Annotated in this window: 16 protein-coding genes; 5 read left to right on the forward strand and 11 right to left on the reverse strand. The window is 71.7% G+C overall.

Annotation, left to right across the window (positions count from 1 at the left end):
* Window positions 1-81, forward strand: an 81-nt coding sequence (locus ACZ6Z8_RS34890) for a PspC domain-containing protein (protein WP_465614074.1), incomplete at its 5' end; no start/stop codon positions are given.
* A gap of 88 nt (window positions 82-169) precedes the next feature.
* On the opposite strand, the gene ACZ6Z8_RS34895 is transcribed toward ACZ6Z8_RS34890, so the two are convergent.
* The 3 genes from ACZ6Z8_RS34895 to ACZ6Z8_RS34905 form a co-directional block, all read right to left on the reverse strand.
* On the reverse strand, window positions 170-529 hold the full coding sequence (locus ACZ6Z8_RS34895; protein ID WP_465614025.1) for a hypothetical protein: 360 nt from the start codon (window positions 527-529) through the stop codon (window positions 170-172).
* A 212-nt stretch (window positions 530-741) separates the two neighbouring features.
* The gene (locus ACZ6Z8_RS34900; RefSeq protein WP_465614026.1) at window positions 742-1,899 is read right to left on the reverse strand and encodes an adenosine deaminase; all 1,158 of its coding nucleotides are present in this window, start codon (window positions 1,897-1,899) and stop codon (window positions 742-744) included.
* Between the two features lie 201 nt (window positions 1,900-2,100).
* A complete protein-coding gene (locus ACZ6Z8_RS34905) occupies window positions 2,101-3,069 on the reverse strand; it encodes a LysR family transcriptional regulator (protein WP_465614027.1) in 969 nt (322 codons plus the stop codon).
* 92 nt (window positions 3,070-3,161) lie between these two features.
* On the opposite strand from ACZ6Z8_RS34905, the gene ACZ6Z8_RS34910 reads away from it, so the two are divergent.
* Window positions 3,162-4,454 carry an MFS transporter gene (locus ACZ6Z8_RS34910; protein ID WP_465614028.1) on the forward strand — a complete coding sequence of 431 codons (1,293 nt, stop codon included), beginning with the start codon at window positions 3,162-3,164 and terminating at the stop codon, window positions 4,452-4,454.
* 26 nt (window positions 4,455-4,480) lie between these two features.
* The gene (locus tag ACZ6Z8_RS34915) at window positions 4,481-4,876 is read left to right on the forward strand and encodes a Uma2 family endonuclease (RefSeq protein WP_465614029.1); all 396 of its coding nucleotides are present in this window, start codon (window positions 4,481-4,483) and stop codon (window positions 4,874-4,876) included.
* A gap of 30 nt (window positions 4,877-4,906) precedes the next feature.
* Here ACZ6Z8_RS34915 and ACZ6Z8_RS34920 read toward each other — a convergent pair whose 3' ends face one another.
* The 8 genes from ACZ6Z8_RS34920 to ACZ6Z8_RS34955 all read right to left on the reverse strand — a co-directional run bounded on the left by ACZ6Z8_RS34920 (window position 4,907) and on the right by ACZ6Z8_RS34955 (window position 15,383).
* The gene (locus ACZ6Z8_RS34920) at window positions 4,907-6,184 is read right to left on the reverse strand and encodes a thymidine phosphorylase (protein WP_465614030.1); all 1,278 of its coding nucleotides are present in this window, start codon (window positions 6,182-6,184) and stop codon (window positions 4,907-4,909) included.
* Between the two features lie 97 nt (window positions 6,185-6,281).
* Window positions 6,282-6,674 (reverse strand): cytidine deaminase, encoded by a 393-nt coding sequence (locus ACZ6Z8_RS34925; RefSeq protein WP_465614031.1) that lies wholly within the window; start codon window positions 6,672-6,674, stop codon window positions 6,282-6,284.
* The gene (locus tag ACZ6Z8_RS34930; RefSeq protein ID WP_465614032.1) at window positions 6,671-7,936 is read right to left on the reverse strand and encodes an ABC transporter permease; all 1,266 of its coding nucleotides are present in this window, start codon (window positions 7,934-7,936) and stop codon (window positions 6,671-6,673) included. Before ACZ6Z8_RS34930 ends, ACZ6Z8_RS34925 begins: the two co-directional genes overlap by 4 nt.
* Window positions 7,933-9,087 carry an ABC transporter permease gene (locus ACZ6Z8_RS34935; RefSeq protein ID WP_465614033.1) on the reverse strand — a complete coding sequence of 385 codons (1,155 nt, stop codon included), beginning with the start codon at window positions 9,085-9,087 and terminating at the stop codon, window positions 7,933-7,935. The genes ACZ6Z8_RS34930 and ACZ6Z8_RS34935 overlap by 4 nt, the downstream gene beginning before the upstream one ends.
* Window positions 9,088-9,090: 3 nt before the next feature.
* On the reverse strand, window positions 9,091-10,617 hold the full coding sequence (locus tag ACZ6Z8_RS34940) for an ABC transporter ATP-binding protein (RefSeq protein ID WP_465614075.1): 1,527 nt from the start codon (window positions 10,615-10,617) through the stop codon (window positions 9,091-9,093).
* Between the two features lie 359 nt (window positions 10,618-10,976).
* Complete coding sequence (locus ACZ6Z8_RS34945; protein ID WP_465614034.1) at window positions 10,977-12,035, reverse strand: BMP family lipoprotein; 1,059 nt, start codon at window positions 12,033-12,035, stop codon at window positions 10,977-10,979.
* A 253-nt stretch (window positions 12,036-12,288) separates the two neighbouring features.
* Window positions 12,289-13,542 carry an amidohydrolase gene (locus ACZ6Z8_RS34950; protein ID WP_465614035.1) on the reverse strand — a complete coding sequence of 418 codons (1,254 nt, stop codon included), beginning with the start codon at window positions 13,540-13,542 and terminating at the stop codon, window positions 12,289-12,291.
* Between the two features lie 242 nt (window positions 13,543-13,784).
* Window positions 13,785-15,383, reverse strand: a complete 1,599-nt coding sequence (locus tag ACZ6Z8_RS34955; protein ID WP_465614036.1) for an acyl-CoA mutase large subunit family protein — start codon at window positions 15,381-15,383, stop codon at window positions 13,785-13,787.
* Between the two features lie 167 nt (window positions 15,384-15,550).
* Here ACZ6Z8_RS34955 and ACZ6Z8_RS34960 point away from each other — a divergent pair, with 167 nt between their 5' ends.
* Window positions 15,551-16,306 carry an SDR family oxidoreductase gene (locus ACZ6Z8_RS34960; protein WP_402812801.1) on the forward strand — a complete coding sequence of 252 codons (756 nt, stop codon included), beginning with the start codon at window positions 15,551-15,553 and terminating at the stop codon, window positions 16,304-16,306.
* Window positions 16,307-16,381: 75 nt separating this feature from the next.
* Complete coding sequence (locus tag ACZ6Z8_RS34965; RefSeq protein ID WP_465614037.1) at window positions 16,382-18,025, forward strand: alpha/beta hydrolase; 1,644 nt, start codon at window positions 16,382-16,384, stop codon at window positions 18,023-18,025.
* Window positions 18,026-18,195: the final 170 nt, after the last annotated feature.

Below are 18,195 nucleotides of genomic sequence, written 5' to 3' on the forward strand. Positions count from 1 at the left end.
TTCCTGCTCTCCTGCCTGCTGCCCGGCCCGCAGTTCCTGGTCTACCTCGCGCTGTGGGTGCTGCTCCCCCAGGAGCCGTGAGGCGGTACGGGCGGGCACGACGACGGGCCGCCCGCCCCCGGGGTTCTCCGGGGGCGGGCGGCCCGTCGTGGTGTCCCGGTGGCCGGGATCAGCCGCCCAGGCCGGGCAGGACGCCCGTCAGCCCGCCGACGGGGGTCTTGTCCAGGCCGGGGATGGACGGGACGCCGGCGCGCTGCTGGGTGACCCCGGCGATCGGGGTGGCGTCGGCGGGCACGGACTGACCGGCGGTCGGGGCCAGGGTGCCGAGCGTGCCGGCGACCTTGTCGCCGCCGGGCAGCTTGGCGGCGGTGTCGGCGACCGCACCGGTCACCGCGGGGTTCGTCACCGCGCCGGTGGGCAGCCCGAGGCCGCCGGCCGCCTGGCCGGCCGCGGAGGCGGTGCCGGCGCCGACCGCCGCGATGGCGATGCCGAGCGCCGCGGTGCCGGCGGCCTTGAGAGCCTGCTTCATGGTTCGTCCCCTTGGGTCCTCGTCGGTGGCCGACGTCGCACGGTCCGGCGAACGGGCGACCGCCGCCACGACCTGTCAGCAATGACTGGCACACCGTAGTGACAGGGTCGCGTGAGAACCAAAGGGCGTTCACTCACCCGAGTGACTAGTCGGATGAACGCCAACTTCCCCTCCAGGAAACGGCGTTCAGCCGACCGCCGGGGCGCGTCGGCTCAGTTGCCGCCGGTACCCACGCTGAACAGCCACTCCGCCTTGAGCTCGGCGTAGCCCGGCTTGATCACGTCGTTGATCATCGCCAGTCGCTCGTCGAAGGGCAGGAACGCGGACTTCATCGCGTTCACCGTGAACCACTCCATGTCGCCCAGCGTGTAGCCGAAGGCGTCCACCAGGTGCCCGAACTCCTGGCTCATGCTGGTGCCGCTCATCAGCCGGTTGTCGGTGTTCACGGTGACCCGGAACTTCAGCCGGCTGAGCAGCCCGATCGGGTGCTCGGCATACGAAGTGGCCGCCGCCGTCTGGAGGTTGGACGTCGGGCACATCTCCAGCGGGATGCGCTTGTCGCGCACGTACGCGGCCAGCCGGCCCAGCGAGACGCTGCCGTCCTCGTTGACCGTGATGTCGTCCACGATCCGCACGCCGTGGCCGAGGCGGTCGGCGCCGCAGCACTGCAGGGCCTCCCAGATCGACGGCAGGCCGAAGGCCTCGCCCGCGTGGATGGTGAAGTGGTTGTTCTCGCCCTTGAGGTAGTCGAAGGCGGCCTGGTGGCGGGTGGGGGGGTAGCCGGCCTCGGCGCCCGCGATGTCGAAGCCGACGACGCCCTGGTCGCGGTGGCGGTTGGCCAGTTCGGCGATCTCCTGCGAGCGGGCGGCGTGCCGCATCGCGGTGATCAGGGTGCCGATGCGGATCCGGTTGCCGGCGGCGCGGGCGTTGGCCTCGCCGAGGCGGAAGCCCTCCTGGACGGCCTCGACGACCTCGTCCAGGGTCAGGCCGCCCTCCAGGTGCTGCTCGGGGGCGTAGCGGACCTCGGCGTACACGACGCCGTCGGCGGCCAGGTCCTCGGCGCAGTCGGCGGCGACCTTGATCAGCGCCTCGCGGGTCTGCATGACGGCGCAGGTGTGCGCGAAGGTCTCCAGGTAGCGGACCAGCGAGCCGGAGTCGGCGGCCTCGCGGAACCACTCGCCGAGTTCCTTGACGTCGGTGGTGGGGAGCCCTTCGTAGCCGGTCGCGGCGGCGAGCTCGACCACGGTCTCCGGACGCAGTCCGCCGTCGAGGTGGTCGTGCAGCAGGACCTTCGGCGCGCGGCGGATCTGGTCGGGGGTGGGAATGCGCGGGCCCGTGCCCGCGGTGGTGACGGGGATCTGCTTCTCCATTGCGAAAATATAGCCCCTACGCGCGTAGACCGCCTACCGCGGACACCACCGGATGGTCCAAAGTCCGCCCGGAATTCCTCCTCCCGGTCCATACGATCCGCCAAACCGGTCGCGGGCCGGACCGGTCGCCGTCCGGACCGGTCGCCGTCCGGACCGGTCGCCGTCCCGATCAGCCGAGGTCCCGATCGGTCGCGGTCCCGATCAGTCGTGGTGCAGCAGCCGCCCCCGCCGGGACAGCACGAAGTCCCGGAACGCCGCCACCGGCGGCGTCAGCGGCCTGCCCGTCGCCCACGCCAGGCCGATCGCCCGCCGGGTCCGCGGCGCGGTCACCTCCAGTTCCACCACCCCCGGCCGCGGCACCAGGGCCGGCGGCAGCAGCGCCACCCCCAGCCCGGCCGCCACCAGCCCGCGCAGGGTCTCGGTCTCCTCCCCCTCGAAGGCCAGCCGGGGCACGAACCCGGCCTGGGCGCAGAAGCCGTCCGTGATCATGCGCAGCCCGTACCCCTGTTCCAGGCCGACGAACGGCTCCTCGGCCACCTCCGCCAGCCGGATCCGCCGCCGCCCGGCCAGCCGGTGGTCCGCCGGGACGACCAGGTGCAGCCGCTGCTCGTCCAGCGGACGGGCGGTGAAGGCCGGGTCGTCCGGCAGCGGCGCCACCAGGCACAGGTCCAACTCGCCCGCCCGCAACCGCTCCAGCATCGCCATGCCGTAGTCCTGCACCAGCTGGAACCGCACCTGCGGGTGCGCCGCCCGGAACCCGCGCAGCAGCGCCGGGACGGCGTCCGGCCCCATCGTGTGCAGGAAGCCGAAGGCCACCCGTCCCGCCGCGGGGTCCGCCTCCGCCCGGGCCGCCTCCGCCCCGCGCTCCAGCTCCGCCAGCGCCCGCTCCACCGAGGCCAGCAGCAGCCGGCCCGCCCTGGTCAGCCGGACCGTCCGGCCCTGACGGGCCAGCAGGTCCAGCCCCAGGTCCTCCTCCAGCCGGGCCACCGCCCGCGACAGCGTCGGCTGGGGCACCCCGAGCAGCGCCGCCGCCTGCGTCACGTGCTCCAGCCGGGCCACCGCGGCGAACTGCGCCAGCCGGGGCGCCAGCAGCACGGCCGGCTCGTCCGGCCCCAACTCGGCCGCCCGGTACCGCTGCTCCGTTCCGTCCGACACATCCGCCACGGTCATCCGCGCCTCACCTCGACTCATACGCCAGTGCATCGATCATCCACTCTTCATGCATTGGACGCATCAACCGCGCCGGGCCTACCGTCGACGACATGCAGCCCTCCGATACCAGGGCATCCGTGACCGCCCCGGATGCCTCCACCGCCCGCACCCCCGGCGCCCTCGGCCTCGCCCACGACGACCGCCACCGCCCCGGCCAGCGCGACTTCCGCCGCGCCAACCTCGCCCTGTTCGCCGCCGGGATCGCGACCTTCGTCCTCCTCTACTCCACCCAGGGCCTGCTGCCGATCCTCTCGGCCGACCTCGACCTCACCCCCGGCCAGGCCAGCTGGACGGCCTCCGCCGCCACCCTCGGCCTCGCCCTCGGGCTGCTCCCCGCCAGCGCGCTGTCCGACAAGTACGGCCGCACCGCGGTGATGACGGCCTCCACCCTCGCCGCCTCCGCCCTCGCCGTCGCCCTGCCCTTCGCGCCCGACCTCACCACCCTCGTCGCGCTGCGCGTCGTCCAGGGCGCCGCGCTCGCCGGCCTGCCCGCCACCGCGATGGCCTACCTCGCCGAGGAGGTCCACCCCAGCGCGCTGGCCTCCGCGATGGGCCTGTACGTGGCCGGCAACAGCATCGGCGGCATGGGCGGCCGGCTGCTCTCCGGCTGGACCGCCGCCGCCCTCGGCTGGCGCTGGGGCCTGGCCGCCTCCGCCGCCCTCGCCCTGCTCGCCGCGCTCGCCTTCCGGCTGCTGATCCCCGCCGCCCGGCACTTCGCCCCGGCCCCGGTGGACGCCCGCGCGCTCGCCCGTACGGTCGGCCGGCACCTGCGCAACCCGCTCCTGGTACGGCTGTACGCGCTCGGGATGCTGTTCATGGCGGTGTTCGGCGCCGTCTACAACACGGTCGGCTACCGGCTGATCGCCGCGCCGTTCCACCTGCCGGAGTCGATCGCCGCCTCGATCTTCGTGGTCTACCTGGTCGGCACCGGAACCTCCGCCGCGGCCGGCCGCCTCTCCGCCCGTCTCGGCCGCCGCGGCGCCCTCTACGTCTCCATCGGCGTCACCGCCGCCGGCCTGCTGCTCTCGCTCGCCGAGTCACTGCCCTGCGCCCTGCTCGGCCTGGTCCTGATCACCGCGGGCTTCTTCGCCGGCCACGCCACCGCCTCCGCCGCCGTCGGCCGCACCGCCACCGAGGGCCGCGCCCAGGCCTCCGCGCTCTACCTGATCGCCTACTACCTCGGCAACAGCCTGGGCGGCACCCTCGGCGCCGACGCCTACCACTCCACCGGCTGGCCCGGCGCCGCCACCGTCGGCCTCACCGCCATGACCCTCGCCGCGGCGGTGACGCTCTACGCCACCCACCAGGCCCATACCACGAGGCGAGCGGTCGCGGACGCTTGACAGCGGGCGCCGATACACTCCGGGACATGAGCGCCGATCCTGCAGGGTTCGCCCGGTTGCGTGAGATCGCGGATCAGCTGCCGAAGGTGCCGGGGAGAGGGAAGGTCGAGATCGCCGAGGGCGAGATCGTCATGATGATGTCGCCGGTCTTGGCGAGCGAGCAGTCTGCGGTTCTCCCGCACCAGGTCCTGCTCGCCGTGGAAATCGTCTTCAAGTCCAACCCTGAGAACGACTACCTCAACAAGGTCCGCGACTACTCCGCCATGGGCATTCCGTACTGCCTGCTCGTGGATCCCCGCACAGGCACCGGCGTCGTGCATTCGGAACCTGGCTACGAGTCCCGCGAGAAGTTCGTCTTCGGTGACAAGATCGCCGTCGGTCCCTGGACGATCGACACCAGCGGTCTGCTCACGTATGCCTGATCCGGCGTACGTGAGCAGACCTCAGGTTCCTCAGGCGATGCGGTCGAGCACGATGGGGTTCGGGGTGAACGCCGTACCCTCCGGGGAGACCTCGATGCCGCCGGCCAGCGCCTCGATGGCGTAGTCGTAGCGCTCCGGGGTGTCGGTGTGGAGGGTCAGCAGCGGCTGACCGGCCACCACCGTGTCGCCGGGCTTGGCGTGCATCTCGACGCCGGCGCCGGCCTGCACCGGGTCCTCCTTGCGGGCGCGGCCGGCGCCCAGGCGCCAGGCGCAGACACCGATGGCGTAGGCGTCCAGCGCGGTGAGCACGCCGGAGGCGGGCGCGGGGATGACGTGCTGCTCGCGGGCGACCGGGAGCGGGGCGTCGACGTCGCCGCCCTGGGCGGAGATCATGCGGCGCCAGTGGTCCATCGCGGAGCCGTCGCGCAGGGCGTCCGCCGGGTCCTTGCCGTGCACGCCGGCCGCGGCGAGCATCTCGCGGGCCAGCGCGAGGGTGAGCTCGACGACGTCGGCCGGGCCGCCGCCGGCCAGCACCTCGACGGACTCGCGGACCTCCAGCGCGTTGCCCGCGGTGAGGCCGAGCGGGGTGGACATGTCGGTGAGCAGGGCGACGGTGTTGACGCCGGCGGTGGTGCCGAGGCCGACCATGGTGCGGGCGAGCTCGCGGGCGTCGTCCAGGTTCTTCATGAAGGCGCCCGAGCCGACCTTGACGTCCAGCACCAGCGCGCCGGTGCCCTCGGCGATCTTCTTGGACATGATCGAGGAGGCGATCAGCGGGATGGCCTCGACGGTGCCGGTGACGTCGCGCAGCGCGTACAGCTTCTTGTCGGCGGGCGCGAGGCCGTCGCCGGCCGCGCAGATGACCGCGCCCGCGTCGCGCAGCACGTCCATCATCTCGTCGTTGGAGAGCAGCGCGCGCCAGCCGGGGATGGACTCCAGCTTGTCCAGGGTGCCGCCGGTGTGGCCGAGGCCGCGGCCGGACAGCTGCGGGACGGCGGCACCGCAGGCGGCGACCAGCGGGGCGAGCGGGAGGGTGATCTTGTCGCCGACGCCGCCGGTGGAGTGCTTGTCGCTGGTGGGCAGCGGCAGCGAGGAGAAGTCCATCCGAACGCCCGAGCGGATCATCGCCTCGGTCCAGCGGCTGATCTCGTGCGGCTTCATGCCGTTCAGCAGGATCGCCATGGCCAGCGCGGACATCTGCTCGTCGGCGACCTCGCCGCGGGTGTAGGCGTCGATGACCCAGTCGATCTGAGCGTCGCTCAGCTCTCCGCGGTCGCGCTTGGTCCTGATGACGGAGATGGCATCCATGCGTGCTCCAAGAGGGGGGTTCAAAAGCGAAGAGTGTCGCGAGATGACCGGGTTTCGGCCCACTCGCGACACTCTACGCGCGTAACAATTGCAGATGCTAGAGCCGCTCCGGCCCGAACGCGTCGGGCAGGACCTCGCTCATCGGCTTCACGCCCGAGGGCAGCTCGATCAGCAGCCCGGGGCCGCCGTGCTCGTACAGCAGCTGGCGGCAACGCCCGCACGGCATCAGCAGTTCGCCCGCGCCGTCGACGCAGGTGAAGGCGACCAGCCGGCCGCCGCCGGAGGCGTGCAGCGCGGACACCAGCCCGCACTCGGCGCACAGCCCGAGCCCGTACGAGGCGTTCTCCACGTTGCAGCCGCTGACCACCCGGCCGTCGTCCACCAGCGCGGCCGCCCCGACCGGGAACTTGCTGTACGGGGCGTACGCGTGGCCCATCGCCTCGCGCGCCGCCTCGCGCAGCCGCGCCCAGTCGATCACGGGGGCGGTCACTTGCCCTGGCCCTTGCGGTAGATCTGGCCGTCGGCCTTGGGCATCCGCAGTCGCTGCGACGCCAGCGAGAGCACCACCAGGGTGATCAGGTACGGCGTGGCGACGATCAGCGGACGCTGCACCGAGTCGGTCAGCGCGTACCAGGCGCCCAGACCGCCGGCCACCACGAGGGAGATCACCGTCGCGGTGAACTTGCGGCGGTACAGCTGCCACAGGGCGAGCAGCGCCATGGCGATCGAGACGGTCAGGATCAGCACGTGGACCGACTCCGGGTCGCGCAGCTGGAGGCTGTCGGTGAAGCCGAACAGGCCGGCGCCCATGGCGAGACCGCCGGGCATCCAGTTGCCGAAGATCATCGCCGCGAGGCCGATGAAGCCGCGGCCCAGGGTCTGGCCGTCCTTGTAGAAGTGCGCGGCGACCAGCGAGAGGTACGCACCGCCGAGGCCCGCGAAGGCACCGGAGGCGATGACCGCCAGGTACTTGTACTTGTAGACGTTGACGCCCAGCGACTCGGCCGCGGTCGGGTTCTCGCCGCAGGAGCGCAGCCGCAGGCCGAACACCGTGCGCCACAGCAGGAAGTAGCTGGCCACGATCAGCACGGCGGCCAGCACGACGACCACCGAGAGGTTGGTGACCAGGCCGCCGAGCACGCCGGCGATGTCCGAGACCAGGAACCAGTGGTGGTTCTCGATGGTCTTCAGGCCCGAGGACAGCCCCGGAACGGTGATGTACGGCAGCGGATCCGCCGGCGGGGACTGGTTCGCCCCGGCGCCGGCCGAGATGTAGTCCTTGTAGTAGATCCGGTTGACGTACGCGCAGATGCCGGGGATCAGCAGGTTGATGCCGACGCCGGAGACGATGTGGTCGACGCCGAAGGTCACCGTGATGATCGCGTGCAGCAGACCGCCGAGCGCGCCACCGAGCATGCCGGCCAGCAGACCGACCCACGGGTTGACCAGGTAGCCCGCCCAGGCACCGCAGAAGGTGCCGGCGACCATCATGCCTTCGAGGCCGATGTTGACCACGCCGGCCCGCTCGGACCAGAGACCGCCCAGGCCGGCCATGCCGATCGGCACGGCGGAGCCGAGCGCGGCGGAGACCTGACCGGAGGAGGTCAGCGAGTGGTTGCCGGTGGCCATGCCCACAGCGGCGAACAGGACCAGGGCGCCCGCGATCAGGAGCAGGACGACCGGCCAGGACAGCTTGCGCTTCTTCGCGGGCGCGCCCGGCGCCTTCGGACGAGCGGCAGTAGCCGTGCTCACGCGGACACCTCCTTCTTCTCAGTGGCCGCGGCCTGGGCGGCGAGCTGGGCGCCGACCTTCTGCTGCTGGCGCTTCAGGCCGTAGCGGCGCACCAGCTCGTACGCGACGACGACGCAGATGACGATGGTGCCCTGCATGACCGCGACGATCTCGAACGGGAAGCCGCCCTTCAGCGGCAGCTGGGAGCCGGTGGAGTCCAGGAACGCGAACAGCAGCGCCGCGAAGGCCATGCCGATCGGGCTGTTCCGGCCGAGCAGGGCGATCGAGATGCCCAGGAAGCCCAGACCGGGCTGGAAGCTCTGCCCGTAGGAGTAGGAGTTCTGCAGCAGCTCGGGCAGGCCGATCAGACCGGCGATCGCGCCGGAGACCACCATCGAGGTGACGACCATGCGCTTGACGTTCACACCGGACGCGGTCGCGGCGGACTCCGAGCGGCCGGTGGCCCGCAGGTCGAAGCCGAAGCGGGTGCGGGCCAGCGTGAACTGGAACAGCACGCCCACCAGGACGGCGATGAAGAGGAAGCCCCAGAGGTCGCCACCGGCGGTGGGAATGCTGAAGAAGTGGCTGGAGTCCGAGACCGGGTCGGTCTGGATCGAGTTGCTGGTGCTGCTGGCCTTGGGCGCGAAGACGCCGGGGACGAGCAGCAGACCGACGATGGAGACCGCGATCGCGTTCAGCATGATGGTCGAGATGACCTCGCTGACACCGCGGTAGACCTTCAGCAGACCGGCGATGCTCGCGTACAGACCGCCGACCAGCATGGCGGTGACCAGCAGCAGCGGGACCTGGATGAACGCCGGCAGGTCGACCTGGGCGCCGACGAAGGCCGCGAACAGCGCCGCGACCTTGTACTGGCCCTCGACACCGATGTTGAACAGGTTCATCCGGAACCCGAACGCGGCGGCCGCGGCGGCCAGGTAGTAGGTGGTGGCCCGGTTGAGGATCAGCACCTGTCCGTCCGACTTGGTGGCGTACGTGATCATCACGTTCCACGCGTCGAACGGGTTCTTGCCCGAGGTCGCCAGCAGGACGGAGCAGATCGCGACGGACAGCACGACCGCGAGCACCGGCGCGGCCAGTGCGAGCACGATCCGCTCACCGCTGATCCGCTGCGCGAAGCTGCGCTTGGCGGCGGGGTTGGGACTGGTCATGGGTTACTCCCCCGCCTGCGGCTTGTCGGCGGTGTCGGTGTGCGGGTGCTCGTCCGCCGCCTCGGTGCCCTCCGCGGCGACGGCGTGCGCCTCGGCGACGGCCTCCGGGTCGGACTCCAGGTGGCCGGCGGCGGCACCGGTCATCGCGGTGCCGAGGTCCTCGGCGGTGACGGTGGCCGGGTCGGCGTCGGCGACCAGGCGGCCGCGGTAGATGACCCGGATGGTGTCGGAGAGGCCGATCAGCTCGTCCAGGTCGGCCGAGATCAGCAGGACGGCCAGGCCCTCGCGCTGGGCGGACCGGATGTGCTCCCAGATCTGCGCCTGCGCGCCGACGTCCACACCACGGGTCGGGTGGGCGGCGATCAGCAGCTTGGGCTGGTGGCTCATCTCGCGGCCGATGATCAGCTTCTGCTGGTTGCCGCCGGAGAGCGAGGCCGCGGTGACCTCGATGCCGGGGGTTCGGACGTCGTACTCCCGGACGATCCGCTGGGTGTCCTCGCGGGCCGCGGCGGGCTTGAGCAGCAGACCGCTGGAGTTGGGCTGCTCGGTGACGTGGCCGAGGATCCGGTTCTCCCAGAGCGGGGCCTCCAGCAGCAGGCCGTGCCTGTGGCGGTCCTCGGGGATGTAGCCGATGCCGGCCTCGCGGCGGGCCCGGGTGAGGGTGCCGGAGAGGTCCTTGCCGTCCAGGGTGACGGTGCCGCCGTCCAGCGGCAGCATGCCCATGATGGCCTCGACCAGTTCCGCCTGGCCGTTGCCCTCGACACCGGCGATGCCGAGGATCTCGCCCTTGTGGATGCGCAGCGAGATGTCGTCCAGGACGACGCGCTCGATGCCCTCGGCGTCGGTCTTGGCGATCCGCAGGTCCTCGACCTTGAGCATCTCGGTGGTGGTGACGGTCGACTCGCGGCTCTCCGGGGAGGGCAGCTCGGCGCCGACCATCATCTCGGCCAGCTGCCGGGCGGTGACCGCCTTCGGGTCGGCGTCGCCGACCGTGGTGCCGCGCCGGATGACGCTGATCGCGTCGGCCACGGCCAGCACCTCGTGCAGCTTGTGCGAGATGAAGATGACCGTGACGCCCTCGGACTTGAGCTCGCGCAGGTTGTCGAACAGCGCGTCGACCTCCTGCGGGACGAGTACGGCCGTGGGCTCGTCGAGGATCAGGATCTTGGCGCCGCGGTACAGCACCTTGAGGATCTCGACGCGCTGGCGGTCGGCGACACCGAGGTCCTCGACCAGGGCGTCCGGGCGCACGCCCAGACCGTACTGGTCGGAGATCTCCTTGATCTTCGCCTTCGCCTTGGCACCGATGCCGTGGAGCTTCTCGCCGCCGAGGACGACGTTCTCCAGCACGGTGAGGTTGTCGGCGAGCATGAAGTGCTGGTGCACCATGCCGATGCCGCGGGCGATGGCGTCGCCGGGGGTGTGGAACTCGCACTGCTCGCCGTTGATCGCGATGGTGCCCTCGTCCGGCCGTTGCATGCCGTAGAGGATCTTCATCAGCGTCGACTTGCCTGCGCCGTTCTCACCCATCAGGGCGTGCACGGTGCCGGTGCGGACGGTGAGATTGATGTCGTGGTTGGCCACGACGCCGGGGAAGCGCTTGGTGATGCCGCGCAGTTCGACGGCCGCTGTCGCCGTCCCCGCGCTGGGGGTGCCGTCCTTGCGCAGGGGGACGGGGTCTGATGCGGTGATGGCGATCTCCTGGTGGTCTGGAGGCGCGTCGTTGCGCTCGGAGGGCCAAGGGGGGAACAAGGGGGGAAACGGGGGGACGGAACGGGGCCCGGGGGTACGCGTTGAGCGCACCCTGCCGGGCCCCTCCCGTGAACTGTGTCGATCGTCGCGCTACCGGGCAGGCGGCAGGCGCAGGTCGCGTCCGAGACGCGCGGACCTCAGGAGGTCGGCGCGGTCGGGATGGTGGTGGCGCCGCTGGTGATGGCGTCGCTGGCGGCCTTCAGCTTGTCCTGGATGTCGTCGATCTTGCCGCCGGTGGTGGCGAGCGAGACACCGTTGGCCTTCAGGTCGAAGAGCTTGATGCCGGTGAACGGCGTGCCCTTCTTGACCGAGTCGATGTACGCGTAGACCGCGTTGTCGACGTTCTTGACCATCGAGGTCAGGATGTTGTTCTTGAACTTCGCCAGGGCCGGCTGGCTGGCCTGGTCGGAGTCGACACCGATCGCCCACTTGCCGGCGTTGGCAACGGCCTCGATGGCGCCGTTGCCGGAGGAGCCGGCGGCGGAGTAGATGACGTCCGCGCCCTTGTCGAGCTGGCCCTGCGCGGCCTCCTTGCCCTTGTCGGGCGAGTTGAAGCCGGAGAAGTCCGGGGGCGTGGTGAGGTAGGTCGTCTCGATCTGGATGTTCGGGTCGACGGACTTGGCGCCCGCCTTGTAACCGGCCTCGAACTTCTTGATCAGCTCGGACTGCACACCACCGATGAAACCGATGTGGTGGCCCTTCGACTTGTTGGCAGCGGCCACACCGGCGAGGTACGAACCCTCCTGCTCGGCGAAGAGCAGCGAGGTGACGTTGGTCGGCTGGTCCTTGTCGTTCGAGTCGATGATCGCGAACTTGACGTTCGGGTTGTCCTTCGCGACCTTGTCGACCGCCTGCTGGTACACGAACCCGACGGCGACGATGGTCTTGTAGCCACCGTCGATCAGGTTCTTCAGGCGGGTCTCCTTGTCGGCCTCGGCCTCACCGGTCTTGGCCTCGGCCTCGGTGACGTTGACGCCCAGGTCGGCCTTGGCCTTGTCCAGACCGCGCGCGGCGGAGTCGTTGAAGGACTGGTCGCCACGGCCGCCGATGTCGTAGGCCATACCGACCTTGAGGGCGTCGGAGGACGAGCCGGAGGAGGCGTTGGTGTCAGTGCTCTTTGCGCCGCAAGCGGCGAGCGAGGCCATGCCCAGGGAACCCGAGAGCACAACCGCGGCGAGCTTCATTGAACGGCGCAAGGGAGTATCTCCTTCTCACACGCACCCGTTTAGCGTGGTCGGACGCCACCGTAACGCGCGTAGAACACGGTTGGGTTACGGGCTGCCGGAGCATTCGGGTTGTTATCAAACCGTGGTCTGAAGCCCCACCGAAGGCTCTTTTCCCGTGCGCGGACGGTGATCCGAGTCTTGGTCCGGCCCAGTTTACGGACCGTTCCGGCGCTCCGGATCTCGACGAGCCGCTCACGCGCCGACCACATACCCCCGGGAACGGTCAGATCCGGTCGTCTTCCAGGGCCAGTGTCGAGAACAGCTCCACGCCCACGCCGATCGCCCGCTCGTCCACGTCGAACCGGCCCTGGTGGAGGTCACGCACCGGGCTGTCGCCGGGGGTACGGACGCCGAGCCGGGCCAGCGCGCCCGGGGCGTGCTCCAGGTACCAGGAGAAGTCCTCGCCGCCCAGGCTCTGCTCGGTGCCCTCCACCACCTCGGCACCGTCCCGGCCGAACCGGGCGGTCATCGCCGCCTCCAGCCGGCCGACCGAGACCGCCTCGTTGACCACCGGCGGCACCCCGCGGTGGTAGTCCAGCGTCCACTTGGCCCGGTACGTCTCGGCGAGCTTGGCGATCAGCTCGTGCAGCAGGTCCGGCGCCTCGCGCCAGCCGTCCAGCTCCAGGCAGCGGACGGTGCCCTCCAGTTCGGCGTGCTGGGGGATGACGTTGGGCGCGGCGCCGGAGGCGATCCGGCCCCAGACCAGGCTGACGCCCCAGCGCGGGTCCATCCGGCGGGCCAGCGCCCCCGGCAGGTCGGCGGCCATCCGGGCGATCGCGGTCACCAGGTCGGTGGTCAGGTGCGGGCGGGCGGTGTGGCCGCCGGGTCCGTCCAGGTGCAGCACCAGCCGGTCGCAGGCCGAGGTGATCGCCCCGACCCGCAGGGCGATCCGGCCGACCTCCACCTTCGGGTCGCAGTGCACCGCGTAGATCCGGCCGACGCCGTCCATCCCGCCCGCCTTGATCACGTCCAGGGCACCGCCCGGCATGACCTCCTCAGCCGGCTGGAAGACCAGCCGGACCGGGCGGCGCAGCTCGCCGTCGCGGACGGCCTCGGCCAGCACCAGGCCGGTGCCGAGCACCACGGAGGTGTGCACGTCGTGGCCGCAGGCGTGGGCCCGGCCGGGGACGGTCGAGCGGTACGGCACGTCGGTCTTGGCGTCGTCGATCGGCAGCGCGTCGATGTCGGCGCGGAAGGCCAGGAACTCGCTGCCCGGAGCGGTGCCGGGGGGCACGATGTCGACCAGCAGACCGGTGCCGCCCGGCAGCACCCGCGGTTCCAGGCCCGCCGCCACCAGCCGGTCGCGCAGCAGGTTGGTGGTGCGGAACTCCTGGCGGCCCAGCTCCGGGTGCCGGTGCAGGTCACGGCGGAAGGCGATCAGCTCGGGCTCCAGCCTCCGGACCCGTCCGCGCAGGTCGGCGGCGGGGCGTGCGGAGGCGAGAGTGGTGCCCGGCTGAGCGGGCTCAGGACGGTTCATCTCCCCAAGCCTAGGCCCGTTGGGGGGATTTGGCCCGACTTCCGGAAAACTAGTCCCCGGATGGGTGCATACCGGTCGGACAGATGGGTATGACATCTCGTTTCAGCCGCCTTCCCCGGATTGCTTGATCTGTGCAACGATCACCCGGGCCGGTGGTCACGGCCGACAGCGACTTGACGGCCGGGGGCGGTTGACGGCCGATCAGGGTCAGTCGTGAACCGCCCCGAGCCGTTCGGAAGCGATCAGAACCGCTCCACCGGAGCGTAGGTGCCCCACACCCCGCGCAGCGCGTCGCAGACCTCGCCGACAGTGGCCCTGGCGGCCAGCGCCTCCTTCATCGGGTACAGCACGTTCTCCGGCCCCTCCGCCGTACGGCGCAGCGCGTCCAGCGCCCGGGTGACGGCCGTGGCGGAGCGTTCGGCCCGCAGCCGGGCCAGCCGCTCGGCCTGCTGCCGCTCGATCGCCGGGTCCACCCGCAGCGGCTGGTACGGCTCCTCCTCGTCCAGCCGGAAACGGTTGACGCCGACCACCGTGCGCTCCCCGGAGTCGGTCTCCTGCTGGAGTCGGTAGGCGGTGCGCTCGATCTCGCCCTTCTGGAAGCCCTGCTCGATCGCGGCCACCGCACCGCCCCGCTCCTCCACCCGGGCCATCAGCGCCAGCGCGGCGGCCTCGACGGCGTCGGTCAGCGACTCGACCGCGTAGGAGCCGGCGAAGGGGTCGACGGTGGCGGTCACGTCGGTCTCGTGGGCGAGCACCTGCTGGGTGCGCAGGGCGAGCCGGGCGGCCTTCTCGGTCGGCAGCGCGATCGCCTCGTCGAAGCTGTTGGTGTGCAGCGACTGGGTGCCGCCGAGCACGGCGGCCAGCGCCTGGACCGAGACCCGCACCAGGTTCACCTCGGGCTGCTGGGCGGTCAGCTGCACCCCGGCGGTCTGGGTGTGGAAGCGCAGCATCTGCGAGCGCGGGTCCCGCGCGCCGAACTCCTCGCGCATGATCCTCGCCCAGATACGGCGGGCGGCGCGGAACTTGGCGACCTCCTCCAGGAGCGTGGTGCGGGCCACGAAGAAGAAGGAGAGCCGGGGCGCGAAGTCGTCCACGGCCATCCCGGCGGCGAGCGCGGTCCGGACGTAGGCGATCCCGTTGGCCAGGGTGAAGGCGATCTCCTGCGCGGGATCGGCCCCGGCCTCGGCCATGTGGTAGCCGGAGATGGAGATGGTGTTCCAGCGCGGGATCTCGGCCCGGCAGTACCGGAACACGTCCGCGACCAGCCGCAGCGAGGGCTGCGGCGGGAAGATGTACGTGCCGCGGGCGATGTACTCCTTCAGCACGTCGTTCTGCACCGTGCCGGTGAGCGCCGAGGGCGCCACCCCCTGGGCCTCGCCGACCAGTTGGTAGAGCAGCAGGAGCAGGGCGGCGGGCGCGTTGATGGTCATCGAGGTGGACACCCCGCCCAGCGGGATGCCGTCGAAGAGCACCGCCATGTCCTCGATGCCGTCCACGGCCACGCCCACCTTGCCGACCTCCCCGGCGGCGAGCGGGGCGTCCGAGTCGTAGCCCATCTGGGTGGGCAGGTCGAAGGCCACCGAGAGGCCGGTGCCGCCGCCCGCGATCAGCTGGCGGTAGCGGGCGTTGGACTCGGCGGCGGTGCCGAAGCCCGCGTACTGGCGCATCGTCCACGGCCGGCCGGTGTACATCGTCGGGTAGACGCCCCGGGTGTACGGGTACTCCCCCGGCCGCCCCAGCCGGGTGTCCGGGTCCCAGCCGGCCAGCGCCTCGGGGCCGTACAGCGGGTCGATCGGAAAACCCGACTCCGAGGAACGGGCTGACTCGGCGGGGCGCGGCATCGGTCCTCCACGGGGCGCGGGCTCGGTCCTCCCAACCTAGGACGCGGCCGGGCGATGCACGCGCCCCGCGCCGAAGGGCGCGCCGGGCCGGGAGCGCCCGGAGGCGACCGCACGAGAGGCGGTTGAGATGATCGGGTGAACGACCGGATGAGCCCCAGGGAGTGGCAATGACCGAGCAGAAGGTGGCCGTGGTCACCGGTGCCAGCAGCGGGATCGGGGCGGCGACCGCCCGCAGGCTGGCCGACGAGGGCTTCGAGGTGGTGCTGACCGCCCGCCGCACCGAGCGCATCGAGGCACTGGCCAAGGAGATCGGCGAGCGCGGCGGTTCGGCCAGGGCGATCACCCTGGACGTCACCGACCGGGCCGCCGTGGACGCCTTCGCGGCCGAGGTCGGCCGGGTGGACGTCCTGGTGAACAACGCGGGCGGCGCGATCGGCGCGGAGAGCGTCGAGCACGGCGACCCGGCCGACTGGCGGGCCATGTACGAGGTGAACGTGCTCGGCGTGCTGCACGTGACCCAGGCGCTGCTGCCCGCCCTGCGCGCCACCGGCGACGGCACCGTGCTGGTGCTCTCCTCGACCGCCGCGCTGGCCGCGTACGAGGGCGGCGGCGGGTACGTCGCGGCCAAGCACGCCGCGCACACCATCGCGGCGACGCTGCGGCTGGAGCTGTGCGGGGAGCCGATCCGGGTGATCGAGATCGCCCCCGGCATGGTGAAGTCCGAGGGCTTCGCGGTCACCCGCTTCCGCGGCGACGAGGAGAAGGCCGCCGCCGTGTACGCGGGCGTGGCCGAGCCGCTGACCTCGGAGGACATCGCGGACACCGTGGCGTGGGCGGTCACCCGGCCCTCGCACGTCAACATCGACCTGCTGGTGGTCCGCCCGCGGGCGCAGGCCGCCAACCACAAGGTCCACCGCGGCTGACCCGGACCCCGTCACGGCGGAGCGGCCCGGCCCCCCGATCGAACACGCGTCGTACACGAGTGGTACACACATGCGATGACGATCTTCCGGGCCGCCCGCCCACGGGTCCTGCTGACCGCCGTGGCGGCAGGCGCCCTCCTGCTCACCTCCGCCTGCGACGACTCCGCCCCGACGGCCCAGGACCGGGCCTCCGGCACCACCGCGCCGGTCGCCGCGAGCCCCTCGGGCACTCCGACCCCGAAGCCCAAGGGCGAGGCCGACCCGGCGCTCAAGCCGTTCTACGGCCAGCAGATCACCTGGGCGGACTGCCCGGCCGACCCCAGGGCCGAGAAGGCGAAAACCGACGTCTCCGGCATGCGCTGCGGCAAGCTGCACGTCCCGCTCGACTACGCCGCCCCCGCCGCCGACACGATCGACCTCGCGCTGATCAAGTACCCGGCGACCGCCGGGGGCCGGCGGATCGGCTCGCTGATGGTCAACCCGGGCGGCCCCGGCGCCTCCGGCGTCGAGATGGTCAAGTACGGCGCCAAGGACTTCGAGGGCACCCTGCACACCCGCTTCGACGTCATCGGCTTCGACCCGCGCGGCACCGGCGACAGCTCGCCGGTGGTCTGCTACGACGACAAGCAGCTCGACGCCGTCAACCAGATGGACGCCCCGGACGACCGCGCCGAGCGCAAGGCCGCTCACGTCAAGCAGGCCACCGACCACGCCGCCGCCTGCCAGGCGAAGTCCGGCAGGCTGCTCCCCTTCGTCGGTACCCGCAACACCGCCCGCGACCTGGACGTGCTGCGCGCCGCCGTCGGCGACCGCAAGCTCAACTACCTCGGCATCTCCTACGGCACCTACCTCGGCGCCCTGTACGCCGAGGAGTTCCCGCAGAACACCGGCCGACTGATCCTGGACGGCGCCGTCGACCCGGCCGAGGACACCATGGACCACGGCGTCGACCAGCAGATCGGCTTCGAGAAGTCCTTCGAGCGCTTCGCCGCCGACTGCGTGGACAACCACGCCGACGAATGCCCGCTCGGCAGGGACCGGACCAAGGCCGCCAAGAAGGCCGCCGACTTCCTGGACGGTCTCCACGACCACCCCCTGACCGCCGGGGACGGCCGCAAGCTCGGCCGCGACATGGCCTGGACCGGCGTCATCTCCCTGCTCTACGGCGACGAGAAGACCTCCTGGAAGTACCTGCGCAACAGCCTCGGCTGGGCGATGATGCGCGACAAGGGCGACTACCTGATGGCCGCCGCCGACGACTACGACGGCCGCGACGAGAACGGCCACTACAGCCCGATGGACGAGGCCAACGGCGCGATCAGCTGCGCCGACGCCGCCCGTCCCGCACCCACCCCCGAGCACGCCAAGCAGGCGGTCGACCGGCTGCTCGCCGAGGCGCCGCTGCTGTCCAAGGGCGTCACGGTGGACGACTACTCCGAGCCGGGCTGCGCCTACTGGCCGTTCAGGACCCAGGAGAAGCCGCACACCATCCGCGCCGAGGGCGCCGCCCCGATCCTGGTGGTCGGCACCACCGGCGACCCGGCCACCCCGTACGCCTCGGCCGAGAAGCTGGCCAAGGGCTTCGCCAGGGCGACCCTGCTCACCCGGGTCGGCGAGGGCCACGGCGCCTTCGGCAAGGGCAGCGCCTGCACCGACCAGGCCATGGCCGCCTACCTGACCGACGGCACCCTGCCGGCCGAGGGCACCCGCTGCGACTGAGCCGTCGCGGATCCGAGCGGACGACGGGGGAGGGCGCTGACGTGCAGGTGTCAACGTCACAACTTGATAGCTCGTCCGGATGAATTCCGCGCGTGCCCTCCCCAACTGATGATCGCTCAACTACCGTTGAGGAGCTGCCAGAACGGCGTCGAACGCCCCTCCGCAGCCCC

The sequence above is a fragment of the Kitasatospora sp. NPDC101108 genome (genome assembly GCF_055584725.1).

Bases quoted from the DNA above. Each gene is read 5' to 3' on its own strand.
- ACZ6Z8_RS34895 (WP_465614025.1), bottom strand. From the start codon at position 529: ATGAAGCAGGCTCTCAAGGCCGCCGGCACCGCGGCGCTCGGCATCGCC.
- ACZ6Z8_RS34900 (WP_465614026.1), bottom strand. From the start codon at position 1,899: ATGGAGAAGCAGATCCCCGTCACCACCGCGGGCACGGGCCCGCGCATT.
- ACZ6Z8_RS34905 (WP_465614027.1), bottom strand. From the start codon at position 3,069: ATGACCGTGGCGGATGTGTCGGACGGAACGGAGCAGCGGTACCGGGCG.
- ACZ6Z8_RS34910 (WP_465614028.1), top strand. From the start codon at position 3,162: ATGCAGCCCTCCGATACCAGGGCATCCGTGACCGCCCCGGATGCCTCC.
- ACZ6Z8_RS34915 (WP_465614029.1), top strand. From the start codon at position 4,481: ATGAGCGCCGATCCTGCAGGGTTCGCCCGGTTGCGTGAGATCGCGGAT.
- ACZ6Z8_RS34920 (WP_465614030.1), bottom strand. From the start codon at position 6,184: ATGGATGCCATCTCCGTCATCAGGACCAAGCGCGACCGCGGAGAGCTG.
- ACZ6Z8_RS34935 (WP_465614033.1), bottom strand. From the start codon at position 9,087: ATGACCAGTCCCAACCCCGCCGCCAAGCGCAGCTTCGCGCAGCGGATC.
- ACZ6Z8_RS34940 (WP_465614075.1), bottom strand. From the start codon at position 10,617: ATGGGTGAGAACGGCGCAGGCAAGTCGACGCTGATGAAGATCCTCTAC.
- ACZ6Z8_RS34950 (WP_465614035.1), bottom strand. From the start codon at position 13,542: ATGAACCGTCCTGAGCCCGCTCAGCCGGGCACCACTCTCGCCTCCGCA.
- ACZ6Z8_RS34955 (WP_465614036.1), bottom strand. From the start codon at position 15,383: ATGCCGCGCCCCGCCGAGTCAGCCCGTTCCTCGGAGTCGGGTTTTCCG.
- ACZ6Z8_RS34960 (WP_402812801.1), top strand. From the start codon at position 15,551: ATGACCGAGCAGAAGGTGGCCGTGGTCACCGGTGCCAGCAGCGGGATC.
- ACZ6Z8_RS34965 (WP_465614037.1), top strand. From the start codon at position 16,382: ATGACGATCTTCCGGGCCGCCCGCCCACGGGTCCTGCTGACCGCCGTG.